Here is a 15,889-nt window from a genome sequence, read left to right on the forward strand (position 1 = left end):
CGATCAACACCATGGTCGACCAGCTCTCCGCCTTCGCCGACGAGGTCACCCGCGTGGCCCGCGAGGTCGGCACCGAGGGAAACCTCGGCGGTCAGGCCCAGGTCCGCGGCGTCTCCGGCGTCTGGAAGGACCTCACCGACAACGTCAACTTCATGGCCCTGAACCTGACCTCGCAGGTCCGCAACATCGCCCAGGTGACGACGGCCGTCGCCAACGGCAACCTCTCCAAGAAGATCACCGTCGACGCGCGCGGCGAGATCCTGGAGCTGAAGGACACCGTCAACACGATGGTGGAGCAGCTGCGCGCCTTCGCCGACGAGGTGACGCGGGTGGCCCGCGAGGTCGGCACGGACGGCCGCCTCGGCGGCCGGGCCCAGGTGCTGGGTGTCTCCGGGGTGTGGCGGGATCTCACCGACAACGTCAACTACATGGCGGACAACCTGACTTCGCAGGTCCGCAACATCGCGCAGGTCGCCACCGCGGTGGCCCAGGGCGACCTGTCGAAGAAGATCGACGTGGACGCGCGCGGCGAGATCCTGGAGCTGAAGACCACCATCAACACCATGGTGGACACCCTGTCGTCCTTCTCGTCCGAGGTGACCCGGGTGGCCCGCGAGGTGGGCTCCGAGGGCCAACTGGGCGGCCAGGCACAGGTCGAGGGCGTGTACGGCACCTGGAAGCGCCTGACGACGAACGTCAACGAGCTGGCGTCCAACCTCACCACCCAGGTCCGCGCGATCGCCGAGGTGGCGTCCGCGGTGGCCCAGGGCGACATGTCCCGCTCCATCACGGTGGAGACCCAGGGCGAGGTCGACGAGCTGAAGGACAACATCAACCTGATGGTGGCCAACCTCCGCGAGACCACCCGCGCCAAGGACTGGCTGGAGTCGAACCTCGCCCGCCTCGCCGCCCTCATGCAGGGCCACCGGGACCTGATGGAGGTCGCGGACCTGATCCTGCGCGAGCTGACACCGCTGGTGAACGCGCAGTACGGCGCCTTCTTCCTCGCCGACCCGGAAATGGACAAGGCCACTCTCCAGACAGCCCTTCCCATCAAGGGACTTGCCTTCATCGCCGGGTACGGTTCGGCGCAGAGCGCGACGGTCGACACGGTCAGCATGCCGGTGCACGGGCTCGTACGGCAGGCCGCGCGCGAGAAGAAGCGGATCCTGGTGGAGGAGGCCCCGCCGGACTACATCAAGATCAACAGCGGTCTGGGCGAGGCGGCTCCCGCGAGCGTCGTCATCATCCCGATCCTCTTCGAGGACAAGCTGCTCGGGGTGATCGAGCTCGCCTCGTTCTCCCGCTTCTCCGACGTCCACCTGGCGTTCTTCGACCAGTTCGTGAACACCATCGGCGTCGCGATCAACACCATCATCGCCAACTCCCGTACGGAGTCCCTGCTCGGCGAGTCCCAGCGGCTGGCCATCCAGCTCCAGGACCGCTCCGACGAACTCCAGTCGCAGCAGGCCGAGTTGCAGCGCTCGAACGCCGAACTGGAGGAGAAGGCAGCGCTGCTGGCGACCTCGTCGCAGTACAAGTCCGAGTTCCTGGCGAACATGTCGCACGAGCTGCGCACCCCGCTCAACTCGCTCCTGATCCTCGCCCGGCTGCTCTCCGACAACCCGGACGGCCATCTGTCCGACCAGGAGGTGCAGTTCGCGACGACGATCCACCGGTCGGGGTCGGACCTCCTCCAGCTCATCAACGACATCCTCGACCTGTCGAAGATCGAGGCCGGCCGGATGGACGTACGCCCCAAGAAGCTGCCGCTGATCAAACTGCTCGACTACGTGCACGCCACGTTCCGGCCGCTCACCATCGACCGGGGGCTGGCCCTCGAGGTGACGGTCGGCGAGGACGTACCGCGCGAGATGTACTCGGACGAGCAGCGGCTCCAGCAGATCCTGCGCAACCTGCTCTCCAACGCGATCAAGTTCACCGCGTCGGGCCGGGTGGAGCTGCGCGTCAGCCGGGTCAGGGATCCCGGGCCCCGGTTCACACCCGAGCTCGGCGACGACGTGATCGCCTTCGCGGTCTCCGACACCGGCATCGGCATCGCCCCGGAGAAGCTCCCGGTGATCTTCGAGGCGTTCCAGCAGGCCGACGGCACGACGAACCGCAAGTACGGCGGCACGGGTCTCGGCCTGTCCATCAGCCGGGAGATCGCGGGCCTGCTGGGCGGCCGGATCATCGCCGAGAGCGTGCCGGGCCAGGGTTCCACCTTCACGTTGTACGTGCCGGTCGTCAGCCCCGGGCACTCGCCGACCGCACCGGGCGCCGAGGACCGGTCCCTGCCCGTGCCCGGGCAGTTGTCCACCGAGCCCTTCACCGTCCTCGACCAGGACGACAGCTGGCCCGCGCCGACCAAACTGGAGGCGTGGAAGTCGGGTCGTGCGGGCCAGGTCCTGCCCGGGCGGCGGGTGCTGATCGTGGACGACGACATCCGCAACGTCTTCGCGCTGACCCACGTGCTGGGCCGGGTCGGGATGCCCGTCCTGTACGCGGAGAACGGCCGCGAGGGCATCGAGACCCTGGAGCGCAACCCGGACGTCGAGCTCGTCCTGATGGACATCATGATGCCGGAGATGGATGGTTACGAGACCATCTCCGCCATCCGCCGCACCCCGCGCTGGACCGGACTTCCCATCGTCGCCCTCACCGCCAAGGCGATGCCGGGCGACCGTGAGAAGTCCATCGCGCGCGGTGCGAACGACTACGTACCCAAGCCGGTGGACGTCGACCAGCTGCTGACCGTCGTCTGCGCGCTCCTGGACCCCGAGCGCGCGGACGGCACGGAGCGGGAGGACTCCGCCGGATCCGTCATCGCGGGGGCCGGCCCCTCGGAGGAGCCCGCCCCCGCCGACGAACGAATGAGGCAGGCAAGCGATCACCATGAGCACTGAGGCATCGACCGACGAGCGCGCCAGCATCCTCCTCGTGGACGACATGGAGGACAACCTGATCGCGCTGGAGGCCGTCCTGGGGTCCCTCAACGAGCCGCTCGTGCGCGCCCGTTCCGGTGAGGAGGCGATGAAGGCCCTGCTGCGGCAGCGGTTCGCGGTCGTCCTGCTCGACATCCGGATGCCGGGCATGGACGGTTTCGAGACCGCCGCGAACATCAAGCGGCTCGACCAGACCAAGGACGTACCGATCATCTTCCTGACCGGCACGGACTCCGACGCCGGGTACGCGTTCCGCGGGTACGCCACCGGAGCCGCCGACTATCTCACCAAGCCGTTCGACCCCTGGGTGCTGCGCGCCAAGGTGACCGTCTTCCTCGATCTGCACCGCAAGAACCGGCAGTTGGAGCGGATGCTCGCCCACGAGCAGGCGCAGTTCGACGAACTCGCCGGCCGTCTGCGCGCGATGGAGACCCACATATCGGCCGACGGCCTCGACGGCACCCTCGAACTGCGCCACCACATACGCCACATGGAGGACCTGCTGCGCGACATGCGAAAGGGGCGAGGTCTGTGACCCCGCCCCCGTCCACGCCGCCGCGGGAGCGCCCCGCGGACACGGCTACGCCTCGCGCGAACCCGCGTACATCTCGTCGATCAGGTGCTTGTACTCCCGCTCCACGACCGGGCGCTTCAGCTTGAGGCTCGGGGTGAGCTCGCCGTGCTCGATGTCGAGGTCACGCGGGAGCAGCTTGAACTTCTTGATGGTCTGCCAGCGCTGGAGACCCTCGTTGAGCGTCCTGACGTAACCGTCGATCAGCTCGACCGTCGCGGGAGCGGCGACGACCTCGGCGTACGACTTGCCCGACAGGCCGTTGTCCGCGGCCCAGCCGAGGAGGGACGGCTCGTCGAGGGCGATGAGCGCGGTGCAGAAGTTCCGGTCGGCGCCGTGCACGAGGATGTTGGAGACGTACGGGCAGACGGCCTTGAACTGGCCCTCGACCTCGGCGGGCGAGATGTACTTGCCGCCCGACGTCTTGATCAGGTCCTTCTTGCGGTCGGTGATGCGCAGGTAGCCGTCCGGGGACAGCTCACCGATGTCGCCGGTGTGGAACCAGCCGTCGGACTCCAGGACCTCCGCGGTCTTCTCGGGCAGACCGTGGTAGCCCTCCATGATGCCGGGGCCGCGCAGCAGGATCTCGCCGTCGTCCGCGATGCGCACCTCGGTGCCGGGCAGCGGCTTGCCGACCGTGCCCGTGCGGTACGCCTCACCGGGGTTCACGAAGGAGGCCGCGGACGACTCCGTGAGTCCGTAGCCCTCCAGGATGTGGATGCCGGCGCCCGCGAAGAAGTAGCCGATGTCCGGCGCGAGCGCGGCACTGCCGGAGACGCAGGCGCGGAGGTTGCCGCCGAAGGCCTCGCGGATCTTGGAGAAGACCAGCGTGTCCGCGACCTTGTGTTTGGCGGAGAGACCGAAGGGCGCCGAGGCGACACCGGTACGGCGGAAGTTGTCCTGCGTGGTCTTCGCGTACTCGCGGGAGACCCCGGCCGCCCACTGGAAGATCTTGTACTTGGCGCCGCCGGCGGCGCGCGCCTTGGCCGCGACCCCGTTGTAGACCTTCTCGAAGATGCGCGGCACCGCGGCCATGTACGTCGGCTGCACGACCGGCAGGTTCTCGATGATCTTGTCCACGCGGCCGTCGACGGCGGTGACGTGCCCGACCTCGATCTGGCCGGACGTGAGGACCTTGCCGAAGACGTGGGCGAGCGGCAGCCAGAGGTACTGGACGTCCTCCTTGCCGACCAGGCCGGTCGCGGCGATGGCCTTCGCCATGTACGACCAGTTGTCGTGCGGCAGCCGGACGCCCTTGGGGCGGCCCGTGGTGCCGGAGGTGTAGATGAGGGTCGCGAGCTGGTCCCTGGTGATCGCCCCGACCTTCTCCTTGACCAGGTCGGGGTTCTTCTCCAGGTACGCGGCACCCCGCTGCTCCAGCTCGGCGAGGCTGAGCACCCAGTCACCCTCGTCGTCGCCGGACTCGACACCCGTGGAGTCGATGACCACGACGTGGGTGAGCTCGGGGAGCTCGGCACGCCTCTCACGGGCCTTGGCGAGCTGCTCCGCGTCCTCCGCGATCAGCACCCTGCTCTCGGAGTCGGAGAGGATGAAGGCCGACTCGTCCGCCTTGGTCTGCGGGTACACGGTCGTCGTCGCGGCACCGGCGCACATGATGCCGAGGTCGGCGAGGATCCACTCGACGCGGGTGGAGGACGCGAGCGCGACGCGCTGCTCCGGCCGCACGCCCAGCTCGATCAGGCCGGCCGCGATCGCGTACACCCGGTCGGCCGCCTGCGCCCAGCTCAGCGACTTCCAGTCGTCCGGCCCCTCGCCCGAGGCGGCGGGCACCGGGTAGCGGTACGCCTCCGCGTCCGGCGTGGCCGCGACGCGCTCCAGGAAGAGGGCCGCCACGGACGGCGGACGGTTGTCGATCAGGGTCTGTGTGTCGCTCACAACATCCTCCGGGGCCCGCGACAGTGTGTGGCCGTCTCAGTGCGGTTGGCTCAGTGCGGTCGTTGTTTAACTCGTGAGTAACCAGCGAGTGGTGATCAGAGTAAAGCCCGGTCGCCCGGTGCGTAAGAGGCGGCGGCCTGTCACTTCCTACAGAGCGTGGGCGGAACGAGGCGGTCCGTGGACGCGGTGGGCCCGCCGCGCGAAAGCACGACGGGCCCGTGGTTTCGGGCCTCGCCCGATGGTTGCCGGTGGCTACTTCTTTCCCTTGGCGGCGCCGCCGCTGTCGTCGCTGGACAGCACGGCGATGAAGGCCTCTTGCGGAACTTCCACAGAGCCCACCATCTTCATCCGCTTCTTGCCCTCCTTCTGCTTCTCCAGCAGCTTCCGCTTACGGGAGATGTCACCGCCGTAGCACTTGGCGAGGACGTCCTTGCGGATGGCACGGATGGTCTCGCGGGCGATGACCCGGGAGCCGATGGCCGCCTGGATGGGGATCTCGAAGGCCTGGCGCGGGATCAGCTCGCGCAGCTTGGCGACGAGCCTCACCCCGTACGCGTAGGCCGCGTCCTTGTGCGTGACGGCGGAGAAGGCGTCGACGCGGTCGCCGTGGAGCAGGATGTCGACCTTCACCAGCGAGGCGTCCTGCTCGCCGGTGGGCTCGTAGTCCAGGGAGGCGTACCCGCGGGTCTTGGACTTCAGGTTGTCGAAGAAGTCGAAGACGATCTCGGCGAGGGGGAGCGTGTAGCGGATCTCCACACGGTCCTCCGAGAGGTAGTCCATGCCCAGGAGGGTGCCGCGGCGGGTCTGGCAGAGCTCCATGATCGAGCCGATGAACTCGCTCGGAGCAAGGATCGTGGCCCTGACGACCGGCTCGAAGACCTTGTCGATCTTGCCCTCGGGGAACTCGCTCGGGTTGGTGACCGTGTGCTCCTTCCCGTCCTCCATGATCACGCGGTAGACCACGTTCGGCGCGGTGGCGATGAGTTCGAGGTTGAACTCGCGCTCCAGGCGCTCACGGATGACGTCGAGGTGCAGCAGGCCGAGGAAGCCGACACGGAAGCCGAAGCCGAGGGCCGCGGAGGTCTCCGGCTCGTAGACCAGGGCGGCGTCGTTGAGCTGGAGCTTGTCCAGCGCCTCGCGGAGGTCGGGGTACTCCGAGCCGTCCAGCGGATAGAGGCCGGAGAAGACCATCGGCTTGGGGTCCTTGTACCCGCCGAGTGCCTCGGTGGCGCCCTTGTCCTTGCTGGTGATGGTGTCACCGACCTTGGACTGACGGACGTCCTTCACGCCGGTGATGATGTAGCCCACCTCGCCGACGCCGATGCCGTCGGAAGGCGTCATCTCGGGGGACGAGACGCCGATCTCCAGCAGCTCGTGGGTGGCGCCCGTCGACATCATCTTGATGCGCTCGCGCTTGTTGAGCTGGCCGTCGATGACACGGACGTAGGTGACCACGCCCCGGTACGAGTCGTAGACCGAGTCGAAGATCATCGCGCGGGCGGGGGCGTCCTTGACGCCGACCGGGGCCGGGACGTCACGGACGACCCGGTCCAGGAGCGCGTCCACGCCGATGCCGGTCTTCGCCGAGACCTTCAGCACGTCCTCGGGCTGGCAGCCGATGAGATTGGCCAGCTCCTCGGAGAACTTCTCCGGCTGGGCGGCCGGCAGGTCGATCTTGTTCAGCACCGGGACGATGGTGAGCTCGTTCTCCATCGCCAGGTAGAGATTGGCGAGGGTCTGGGCCTCGATGCCCTGAGCTGCGTCGACGAGCAGGACCGTGCCCTCACAGGCCGCGAGGGACCGCGACACCTCATACGTGAAGTCGACGTGCCCGGGGGTGTCGATCATGTTGAGGACGTGGGTGTTGCCCGGGTCGTCGGTGGGCGCCCAGGGCAGTCGCACCGCCTGGGACTTGATCGTGATGCCGCGCTCGCGCTCGATGTCCATCCGGTCGAGGTACTGAGCGCGCATCTGCCGCTGATCGACCACGCCGGTCAGCTGGAGCATCCGGTCGGCAAGGGTGGACTTGCCGTGGTCGATGTGCGCGATGATGCAGAAGTTGCGGATCAGAGCCGGGGCGGTGCGGCTGGGCTCGGGCACATTGTTAGGGGTCGCGGGCACGCAGGGTCCTGTCTCTTGAGGCGCCTGTCGCCTCGGGTCGGATCGATACGTAGGCTCCATGGTCCCACGGGCGGGGGCATGCGACCGGTTTGGGCCGTCCGGAGGGCGACTGCTAATCTGGGCAGCTGTGTCTCATGCCCTCTCTGCACGGGACACGCAGGAAATTAGAAGAGAAATCACCGGTGCGTGAGACGTTCAGTCTCGTGTGCCTGAACCTGAGAAGGCTCATTCGTGGCGAACATCAAGTCCCAGATCAAGCGGATCAAGACCAACGAGAAGGCTCGGCTGCGCAACAAGGCCGTCAAGTCTTCGCTGAAGACCGCGATCCGCAAGGCCCGCGAGGCCGCTGCCGCGGGTGACGTCGAGAAGGCCACGGTTGCCGCGCGCGAGGCGTCGCGGAAGCTGGACAAGGCCGTCTCCAAGGGCGTCATCCACAAGAACCAGGCCGCCAACAAGAAGTCGGCGCTTGCTTCCAAGGTCGCCACCCTCAAGGGCTGAACCTCTGCCGAGTGCCGGGCCCCGGCTCCGCACTCACTTGATTCGAATGCCGGAAGGACCTGAGCGGGCCCTCTCTCATCCGCTCCCGACCGGCGACCCGACTCGTACGCGACCTGCGTTCGCCACGCGGGTACGAGTCCCCAGCTTGAACCGAGCCCCGGCCCACCACCCCTTCGGGGGCGGGTGACCGGGGCTTTCGGCCTCCAATATCTGATATCCGGCATCTGATATCCGGCATCCGGCATCCGGCATCCGGCATCCGGCGAACGGTGGCGCACATCGCCGACCGGTGGCTGCTACCCGCGGCGCGAGCGGGCCGCGCGAGCGATCGTGACGACGGCCTTCTCCAGCGCGTACTCGGGATCGTCGCCGCCGCCCTTCACACCCGCGTCGGCCTCCGCGACCGCCCGCAGCGCGACAGCGACCGCGTCGGGAGTCCACCCCCGCATCTGCTGCCGCACCCGGTCGATCTTCCAGGGCGGCATACCGAGCTCCCGGGCCAGGTCGGCCGGACGCCCGCCGCGAGCCGATGACAGCTTCCCGATGGCCCGCACGCCCTGTGCCAGCGCACTCGTGATCAGGACGGGGGCGACCCCGGTCGACAGGGACCACCGCAGGGCCTCCAGCGCCTCCGCCGCCCGCCCCTCGACCGCCCGGTCCGCCACCGTGAAGCTGGAGGCCTCCGCGCGGCCCGTGTAGTACCGCCCGACGACAGCCTCGTCGATCGTCCCCTCGACGTCCGCGACCAGCTGGGTCACCGCGGACGCCAGCTCCCGCAGGTCGCTCCCGATCGAGTCGACGAGCGCCTGGCACGCCTCCGGTGTCGCCGCCCGCCCCAGCGCACGGAACTCACTGCGCACGAAGGCCAGCCGGTCCGCCGGTTTCGTCATCTTGGGGCAGGCGACCTCCCGTGCTCCCACCTTGCGCGCGGCATCGAGCAGGCCCTTGCCCTTGGCGGCCCCCGCATGCAGCAGCACGAGCGTGATCTCCTCGGCCGGAGCGCTCAGATACGCCTTCACGTCCTTGATCGTGTCGGCCGACAGATCCTGCGCGTTGCGCACCACGACGACCTTGCGCTCGGCGAAGAGCGACGGACTCGTCAGCTCCGCGAGCGTGCCCGGCTGCAACTGGTCCGACGTGAGGTCCCGTACGTCGGTGTCCGCGTCGGCGGCACGCGCGGCCGCCACCACCTCCTGCACGGCGCGGTCGAGCAGGAGGTCCTCCTGTCCCACCGCGAGCGTGACAGGGGCGAGCGGATTGTCGTGTGCAGAGTTCCTGGCCATCGCGCCCAAGCATCCCACGCACCTCTGACAACCGGCCCACGACGGCGACTACGACTACGACTCTGCGTCGCCGTCACAGACGCAGACGCAGTCGCCGTCACCGTCGCCGTCGCTGGCACCGGCACCGGCACCGGCACCGGCACCGGCACGACGGTCACGGCTCCTCGCGCCAGCCCTCCCACTCCTGCGCGAACTCGTCCAGCTCCCGGGCGTCGAGCCGCCCGTCCTCGTCCCGCAGCACGAGCAGCCACTGCGCGTCCTCGGCGTCGTCCTCACCGGCCAGGGCGTCCCGTACGAGCTGCGGCTCCTCGTCGAGCCGGAACCGCTCCCCCAGCTCCTGCGCCGCTTCCTCGGCGGCACCGCGGTCGGGCAGCACCAGTACATGTCTCACATCGCTCACACGGCCATTTTCCGGTACCGGCGCAGCGCCCCGCACCGGGGCCCGCAGGCAGCGGACCCCGGTCAGCCCTTGGGGACGATCTGTACGTCCAGGTCGACCCTGATGCTCGGTCCGACCACGGCGATACCCCGCGCGAGCATCGTCTGCCAGCTCACCGTGAAGTCGTCGCGGCGCAACTCCGTGGTGGCCCGGCAGGCCGCCCGTATCTCGCCCTCCATACCGTTGCCCACGCCGAGATACTCCGCGTCAAGCGTGACCGTCCGGGTCACGCCGTGCAGGGACAGTCCCCCGGTGATCGCCCACCGGCTGCCACCCCGGTGCGTGAACCGGTCGCTGTAGAACTCCAGCGTCGGAAACCGGTCCACGTCCAGGAAGTCCGCGGACTTCAGATGGTCGTCCCGCATCTTCACGTTGGTGTCGATCGACGCCGCGTCGATCACCACGTGCATGGCCGACCGCTCCACGTTCTCGGCCATCCGCACGATCCCCGCGAAGGTGTTGAACCTCCCCCGCACCCGCGCCAGCCCGATGTGCCGTGCGGTGAAGCCGATCGAGGAATGGGTCGGCTCGATCTCCCAGTCCCCGAAACCCGGCAGCGCGGGCGGCCGGGCGGGATGCAGGGTCACCTCACCGAGCGCGGCCACCGCGTTCTCCGCCACCGTGGCGTTCGCCCGGTACGGGGCGTATCCCTCGGCCGAGACCGCCAGACGGTACTCCCCGGCGGGGAGCGTCACCAGGAAGGACCCGAACGGATCCAGTCCTCCGGCGACCACTTGGCGACCTGCGGTGTCCGTGACCGCGAACTCCGCCTCCGGCACCGGCTGGTTGACGGGATCCAGCACCCGGCAGCCGAGCACCCCGGCACCTGCCGGCATCGGCACCGTGGCGAGGTTGCCCGCCGTCTGCGCCCGGTTCGTACGGTTCCCCAGCCAGCTGCCGACCATCTGCGACCCGCCCTCGCGTCAACACACGCTGTGAAATCAGCCGTTGTTGAGGAGGTATTCGACCACTGATGCGACTTTCGAGGCAACACACGACTACATCGCAGGAAACCAGCACATGTGCTGGTACTACGCCCTGGTGGCCCGAATTGGCCGCTCCGCTTGTGTTCTTCCCTCAGGCACCTCCGTTCCGGACCACAGGGACGCGATCCAGCACCACCCCGAACCGCTCCCGGTACGCCTCCAGCACCTCCTCGTCCGTGCTCAGTTCCGTCTTCTCCTTGCCACCGCCGGGTCCCGTGACCGTGAGGGTGCGCCCGCTGAGCGTGGTCCGCCCGCCGTCCTCGGTGACCCGGGAGCAGACCAGCGACCGGGTGAAGTGCGACTCCGGCGAGGTGCTGTGCCACCAGGCCCCGGCCGCGAAGTCCCCGAGCACCCGCGGACGCGTCTCCAGCCGGTACTGCGACTTCCCGTCCCGCACCACTTCCAGATCCCCGAACTTCCCGGCGGTCCCCCGGACCCCGGCCGGATCCGCCCCGGCCACGATCACCCGGAACGTGCCGGCCGGGTCCGTCTGCTCGCCCCGCTCCCCGAAGGCCAGCGGATAGTGGCTGTGCGCTCCGAACCCGACGTCGGCCAGCCAGTCGCCCCCGTCCACCGTCCGGACCCGCAGCGCCAGATGGTCGTACGGAATCCCGAGCCGCTCCTTCTCCCCGTAGACCCGCCCCGCGAGCAGCGTCACGTCGAAACCCAGCGCCTTGAGCAACGCGCCGAACGCGCCGTTCAGTTCGTAGCAGAAGCCGCCCCTGCGGGCGCCCACCACCTTGTCGAGCAGCCGCTTCTCCTCCAGCACGATCTCCTCACCGAGGTGGATCGACAGGTTCTCGAAGGGAACGGTCAGCAGGTGCCGCAACTGGAGCTCGCGCAGTACGTCGGCGGTGGGCCAGGCGGGGTGGGTGACGCCGATACGGCGGAGGTAGGCATCGACCTTTGCGGGTTTCATACCCTCAGTCTCGCGTCACCAGCAGGTGATCGTCTCCACCTCCCACCGCGACCGCTCCGTCCACGTCCGTCCGCAGCACCTGAGCGCCTCCGGCCTCCAGCGCGGCCACCGTGCTCGGGGCCGGGTGCCCGTACGGGTTGTCGGCGCCGCAGGAGATCAACGCGAGGCGTGGCGCCGCCCTGCGTATGAGGTCGGGGTCCTGGTAGGCCGACCCGTGGTGGGCGACCTTGAGCACGTCCACGGCTTCCAGTCCGGCGCCGGCCGGCGATCTCAACAACGCCTGCTGGGCGGGCGGTTCGAGATCCCCGAGCATGAGCATCGTCAGCCCGCCCGAACGGACGAGCAGAGTGACGCTCGCGTCGTTCGGGCCCTCCGGTCCCGGAACCGGACTCGGTGGCGGCCACAGAACCTGCCAGTCGAGACCTCCCGTACGACGCCGCTCCCCCGCCACCGCCCGTGTCACCGGGATGCGTCGGGCCGCCGCCTGCCGGTGGACGAACTCGGCCTGGTCCAGTGGCTCTTCGAACCCGGTCGTCTCGATCGCCCCCACCGAGCGGCCGCGCAGCACTCCCGGCAGCCCCGTCACATGGTCCGCGTGGAAGTGGGTCAGCACGACGAGTGGGACACGGGTGATGCCGAGCGCCCTCAGGCACCGGTCGACCAGCATCGGGTCCGGTCCCGCGTCGACCACCACAGCGCTGCCGTCGCCCGCCGCGAGCACCGTCGCATCGCCCTGACCGACGTCACACATCGCGAACCGCCAACCGGTCGGCGGCCACCCCGTGATCACCCGGGTGAGAGGCGGCGGCTGCACCAGCACGAGCAGTAACAGCACTCCGCAGACCCCGCACAGCCAAGGGTGCCGCAGCAGCCTCCGGCCGACGAGCACGGCGACGGTGATCGCGCAGGCGAGCAGCAACGCGCCGGTCCAGCTCCCCGGCCAGTCCATGCCTCCGCCCGGCAGGGCCGCCCCGGCGCGGGCAATGTCCGCGATCCACCCTGCGGGCCAACTCGCGCACCATGCCATCGCCTTCGCGACCGGCATCGCCCAAGGAGCCGTGGCCAGGGCCGCGAATCCCAGCACCGTGGCCGGCGCGACCGCGAACTCCACGAGCAGATTGCACGGCACCGCCACCAGGCTGACCCGCGCGGAGAGGACGGCGACGACCGGTGCGCACACCGCCTGCGCGGCACCCGCGGCCGCCAACGCCTCGGCCAACCTCCCCGGCACCCCACGCCTTTGCAGTGCGGCACTCCACCGCGGGGCCAGTGTGAGCAGAGCACCCGTGGCGAGCACCGAGAGCAGGAAGCCGTAGCTCCGGGCCAGCCAGGGGTCGTACAGCACCAGCACGAGAACAGCTGTGGCCAGCGCCGGGATCAGTGATCTGCGGCGCCCGGTGGCGATGGCCAGCAGCGCGATCGCTCCGCAGGCCGCGGCGCGCAGCACACTCGGGTCCGGTCGGCACACGATCACGAAGCCGAGCGTGAGCGCGCCCCCGCACAGCGCGGTTGCCCGCAGCGGCAGTCCGAGCCGGGGTGCCAGCCCTCGGCGCTCGACCCGCTGGGCTCGGCCCGGCGGCCCGATGAGCAGGGCGAGCACGATCGTGAAGTTGGCCCCGCTGACCGCCAGGAGATGAGTGAGATCTGTCGCCTTGAACGCCTCGTCCAGCTCCGGGGTGACCCGAGAGGTGTCCCCGACCACCAGGCCCGGCAGCAGCGCCCGCGCGTCCGGCTCCAACCCGTCGGTCGCCGCGCGCAGTTCGCCCCGGAGCTCTCCGGCGAACCGCTGCGTGCCGGACGGTTGCCCGACCACCTTCGGTGCCCCTCTGCCGCGCACGCGCAGCACCGCCGCGATCCGGTCTCCGCCTCCGAGCGCGGGCACGACCCGTGCCGTCACGCGAAGCCGGGTGGACGGCAGGAGGGAGAGCCAGGGCGAGCCCTCCCGCTCACGGGCCACCCGCTGACCCGCGTCCACGATCAGCAGCACCGGCGTCCGGGTCCGCGCCACCGTCCGGTCCGGCTTCTCGACACGCCGGACCTCGGCGTTGAGCAGGATCGCGGTCGGTGCGGCGTGGTTCCCCCTGATCCGGGGCCGGGTGAGCCTTGGGTCCGAGGTGACCTCCACCTCTGCCGTCACCTGGGCGTACTGTCGCGCCAACTCCGGAACCGGGCCACGGTGAAGATCGGCACCGTGCAGCCCTCCGGAGGCAGCCGCAGCCGCGACACAGAGCAGCACGGCCGCTCCGGAGACCTTCGGCCAGGCAGACCGGCACCCCCACCTCCGCCCCTGAACCCGCCACGAACCGGCGGGCCGACGCCCACTCCCCCTCCCATTCCCATTCCCACCTCCACCTCCACCTCCACCTCCACTGCCACTGCCACTGCCACTGCCACCAGCGTCACCGTCCCCGTCCCGGCCCTCGTCCCCGGCTCCCAATCCGTCCGGTCGGGGCAGCCGCGTGCCGTCGCCCTGACCGCGGCCCCCGCCGCGTCCTGTGGCCAGCAGCCAGCCGGCCACGGCCACGCAGACAGCCACCACGCCCGCGACCCACCCGGGGGGTGCGTCCAGCGTCACCGCCGCCGTCGCCCACGCCGCCAGCGCCGGGGGCACCAACCGCAGGTCCGTCGGCCCTTCCTGCCGAGGGTGCGCGGCACCGAGCGGACTGCCGGAGCCGGAGTGCACGGCCGACCGAGAGTCCGGGGACACGGTTCGGCCGCGCGCCACCGGGGCCGCGGCAGTCTGCCGTCTTCCAGGCCCGGCAGGAGCCGACCGCCGCCTCGACCTCGGTTCTGGCCCTGATCCCGGCCTTGATCCCGATCCCGGTCCCGGCCCTAACCTTGATCCCGATCCCGATCCCGGCCCTGGCCCTGATCCCAGTCCCAGTCCCAGTCCCGGTCGCGGTCCCGGCCCTGATCCCGAAGAGCCCCGCCCCGCCCCTGTCACGTCACGCGTCATGGGGCCCCTCATGGCCGCACGAGATTCCGTAGATCGGCGAATCGGCGGTCGCCGATCCCGTTCACCTCACGGAGCTCGTCCACCGAACGGAAGCCGCCGTGCTGGGTGCGGTAGTCGACGATGTGCTGCGCGAGTACGGGGCCTACGCCGGGCAGTGTGTCCAGCTGCTCCAGGGTGGCCGTGTTGAGAGCGACCGGAGCCGACGCAACTCCCCCGGCGGCGGCCGTGCCACCCGTGCCACCCGCGGTTCCCGCCGCGCCGGGCCCCGCCACCGTCGCCGGAGCTCCGACCACCACCTGCTCGCCGTCCACGAGGAACCGCGCGCGGTTGAGGCCCTCGGTGTCGGTACCGGGACGCACTCCGCCCGCGGCCTTCAGGGCGTCCTCGACACGGGAACCGGCCGGCAGCCGATGGATCCCGGGCTCGCGCACCTTGCCGCCGACGTCCACCACGATCGCGGTGCCGGTCGCGCCCGCGGGTGCTGGGCCCTGTGCGGCGGCCGAGGCTCCGGGCACCTTCCTGTGGCTGTCCTCGCCCTCCTCCCCGTACGGAACCGCGGCCCGTACGACCTCCGGTGCCCGCACGGGCTGGGTCCGCCCCGACCAGAAGTGCTGTGCGGCGAAGACGGCCGCGACGACCAGCACCACAGTGAGCGCGGCCACGCTCCTCCGCTCAAGCCCGCACCTGGACTGCAGCCACAGCGGCATCCGCTCGCGGACGGCAAGCCCGGCCCGCTCCCGCCAGGCGGCCCCGGCCGGATCCTCGTCATCCCGTCCGCCCGAGCCTGTGACGGCCTCAGCATCCGTGACCACACCAGCCCCGACCGGAGCCCTGACACCGGCATCGACATCGACATCGGCACCAGCACCAGCACCAGCACCAGCACCAGCGGGGGCATCCCCTTCGTCCCCGAATCCGCCCCCGGGGTCAGCGCCACCCGCCCGAGCCCACTGCGGCACGTGCGGCACATGCCGCACGCGCGGCACCTGCGGCTCGCCCCGCACCACCGGCTCGTCCGGCTCGTCCGGCCCGTCCGACTCGTCCCGCGCGGGCGCCGGTGGCCCGTGCCGCAACTCGCCGCGCACTCTCGTCCGTTCGGCGAAGAGCGTCTCCGCGCGCATGCGCAGCGCCTCCGCCGAGGCCTGTCGGCGCCGGGACCCGCCGCGGCCGGGCCGACGGCGGTGTCGCGTACGACCGTCGGACACCGGGCCGCGGCCCGGTCCACTGGTAGCTGCCGTGATCCGTGAAGGTGATCGAAGTGCCATGCGACGAGAA

At 70.1% G+C, this 15,889-nt stretch carries 11 protein-coding genes; 3 read left to right on the plus strand and 8 right to left on the minus strand.

The window, feature by feature from the left end; all coding sequences use genetic code 11:
- Together KUF83_RS30975 and KUF83_RS30980 are read left to right on the plus strand one after the other, a co-directional pair.
- Positions 1–2,906, plus strand: a 2,906-nt coding sequence (locus tag KUF83_RS30975; protein WP_217458313.1) for an ATP-binding protein, incomplete at its 5' end; no start/stop codon positions are given.
- Positions 2,896–3,480, plus strand: coding sequence for a two-component system response regulator (locus KUF83_RS30980; RefSeq protein WP_217458314.1), 585 nt, complete (start codon positions 2,896–2,898; stop codon positions 3,478–3,480). The genes KUF83_RS30975 and KUF83_RS30980, both read left to right, overlap by 11 nt.
- A gap of 45 nt (positions 3,481–3,525) precedes the next feature.
- On the opposite strand, the gene KUF83_RS30985 is transcribed toward KUF83_RS30980, so the two are convergent.
- Positions 3,526–5,412 (minus strand): long-chain fatty acid--CoA ligase, encoded by a 1,887-nt coding sequence (locus KUF83_RS30985; protein WP_217458315.1) that lies wholly within the window; start codon positions 5,410–5,412, stop codon positions 3,526–3,528.
- Between the two features lie 252 nt (positions 5,413–5,664).
- Positions 5,665–7,533 carry a translation elongation factor 4 gene (lepA, locus tag KUF83_RS30990; protein ID WP_217458316.1) on the minus strand — a complete coding sequence of 623 codons (1,869 nt, stop codon included), beginning with the start codon at positions 7,531–7,533 and terminating at the stop codon, positions 5,665–5,667.
- A 231-nt stretch (positions 7,534–7,764) separates the two neighbouring features.
- On the opposite strand from lepA, the gene rpsT reads away from it, so the two are divergent.
- Entirely contained in the window at positions 7,765–8,031 is a 267-nt protein-coding gene (rpsT, locus tag KUF83_RS30995) for a 30S ribosomal protein S20 (protein ID WP_217458317.1), read from the plus strand.
- A gap of 296 nt (positions 8,032–8,327) precedes the next feature.
- Here rpsT and holA read toward each other — a convergent pair whose 3' ends face one another.
- The 6 genes from holA to KUF83_RS31025 all read right to left on the minus strand — a co-directional run bounded on the left by holA (position 8,328) and on the right by KUF83_RS31025 (position 15,879).
- Positions 8,328–9,314 carry a DNA polymerase III subunit delta gene (holA, locus tag KUF83_RS31000; protein ID WP_217458318.1) on the minus strand — a complete coding sequence of 329 codons (987 nt, stop codon included), beginning with the start codon at positions 9,312–9,314 and terminating at the stop codon, positions 8,328–8,330.
- A 154-nt stretch (positions 9,315–9,468) separates the two neighbouring features.
- Positions 9,469–9,714 (minus strand): hypothetical protein, encoded by a 246-nt coding sequence (locus tag KUF83_RS31005; RefSeq protein WP_217458319.1) that lies wholly within the window; start codon positions 9,712–9,714, stop codon positions 9,469–9,471.
- Between the two features lie 62 nt (positions 9,715–9,776).
- Positions 9,777–10,658: a YceI family protein gene (locus tag KUF83_RS31010; RefSeq protein ID WP_217458320.1), complete on the minus strand. Its 882-nt coding sequence runs from the start codon at positions 10,656–10,658 to the stop codon at positions 9,777–9,779.
- Between the two features lie 172 nt (positions 10,659–10,830).
- Complete coding sequence (locus KUF83_RS31015; RefSeq protein ID WP_217458321.1) at positions 10,831–11,658, minus strand: arylamine N-acetyltransferase; 828 nt, start codon at positions 11,656–11,658, stop codon at positions 10,831–10,833.
- Positions 11,659–11,662: 4 nt separating this feature from the next.
- The gene (locus KUF83_RS31020) at positions 11,663–14,341 is read right to left on the minus strand and encodes a ComEC/Rec2 family competence protein (protein ID WP_217458322.1); all 2,679 of its coding nucleotides are present in this window, start codon (positions 14,339–14,341) and stop codon (positions 11,663–11,665) included.
- 281 nt (positions 14,342–14,622) lie between these two features.
- Positions 14,623–15,879, minus strand: a complete 1,257-nt coding sequence (locus KUF83_RS31025; protein ID WP_217458323.1) for a ComEA family DNA-binding protein — start codon at positions 15,877–15,879, stop codon at positions 14,623–14,625.
- Positions 15,880–15,889 lie beyond the last annotated feature (10 nt).

This window comes from Streptomyces sp. BV286, from assembly GCF_019090165.1.
Taxonomy (GTDB): Bacteria; Actinomycetota; Actinomycetes; order Streptomycetales; family Streptomycetaceae; genus Streptomyces.

Bases quoted from the DNA above. Each gene is read 5' to 3' on its own strand.
- KUF83_RS30980 (WP_217458314.1), top strand. From the start codon at position 2,896: ATGAGCACTGAGGCATCGACCGACGAGCGCGCCAGCATCCTCCTCGTG.
- holA (WP_217458318.1), bottom strand. From the start codon at position 9,314: ATGGCCAGGAACTCTGCACACGACAATCCGCTCGCCCCTGTCACGCTC.
- KUF83_RS31010 (WP_217458320.1), bottom strand. From the start codon at position 10,658: ATGGTCGGCAGCTGGCTGGGGAACCGTACGAACCGGGCGCAGACGGCG.
- KUF83_RS31015 (WP_217458321.1), bottom strand. From the start codon at position 11,658: ATGAAACCCGCAAAGGTCGATGCCTACCTCCGCCGTATCGGCGTCACC.
- KUF83_RS31025 (WP_217458323.1), bottom strand. From the start codon at position 15,879: ATGGCACTTCGATCACCTTCACGGATCACGGCAGCTACCAGTGGACCG.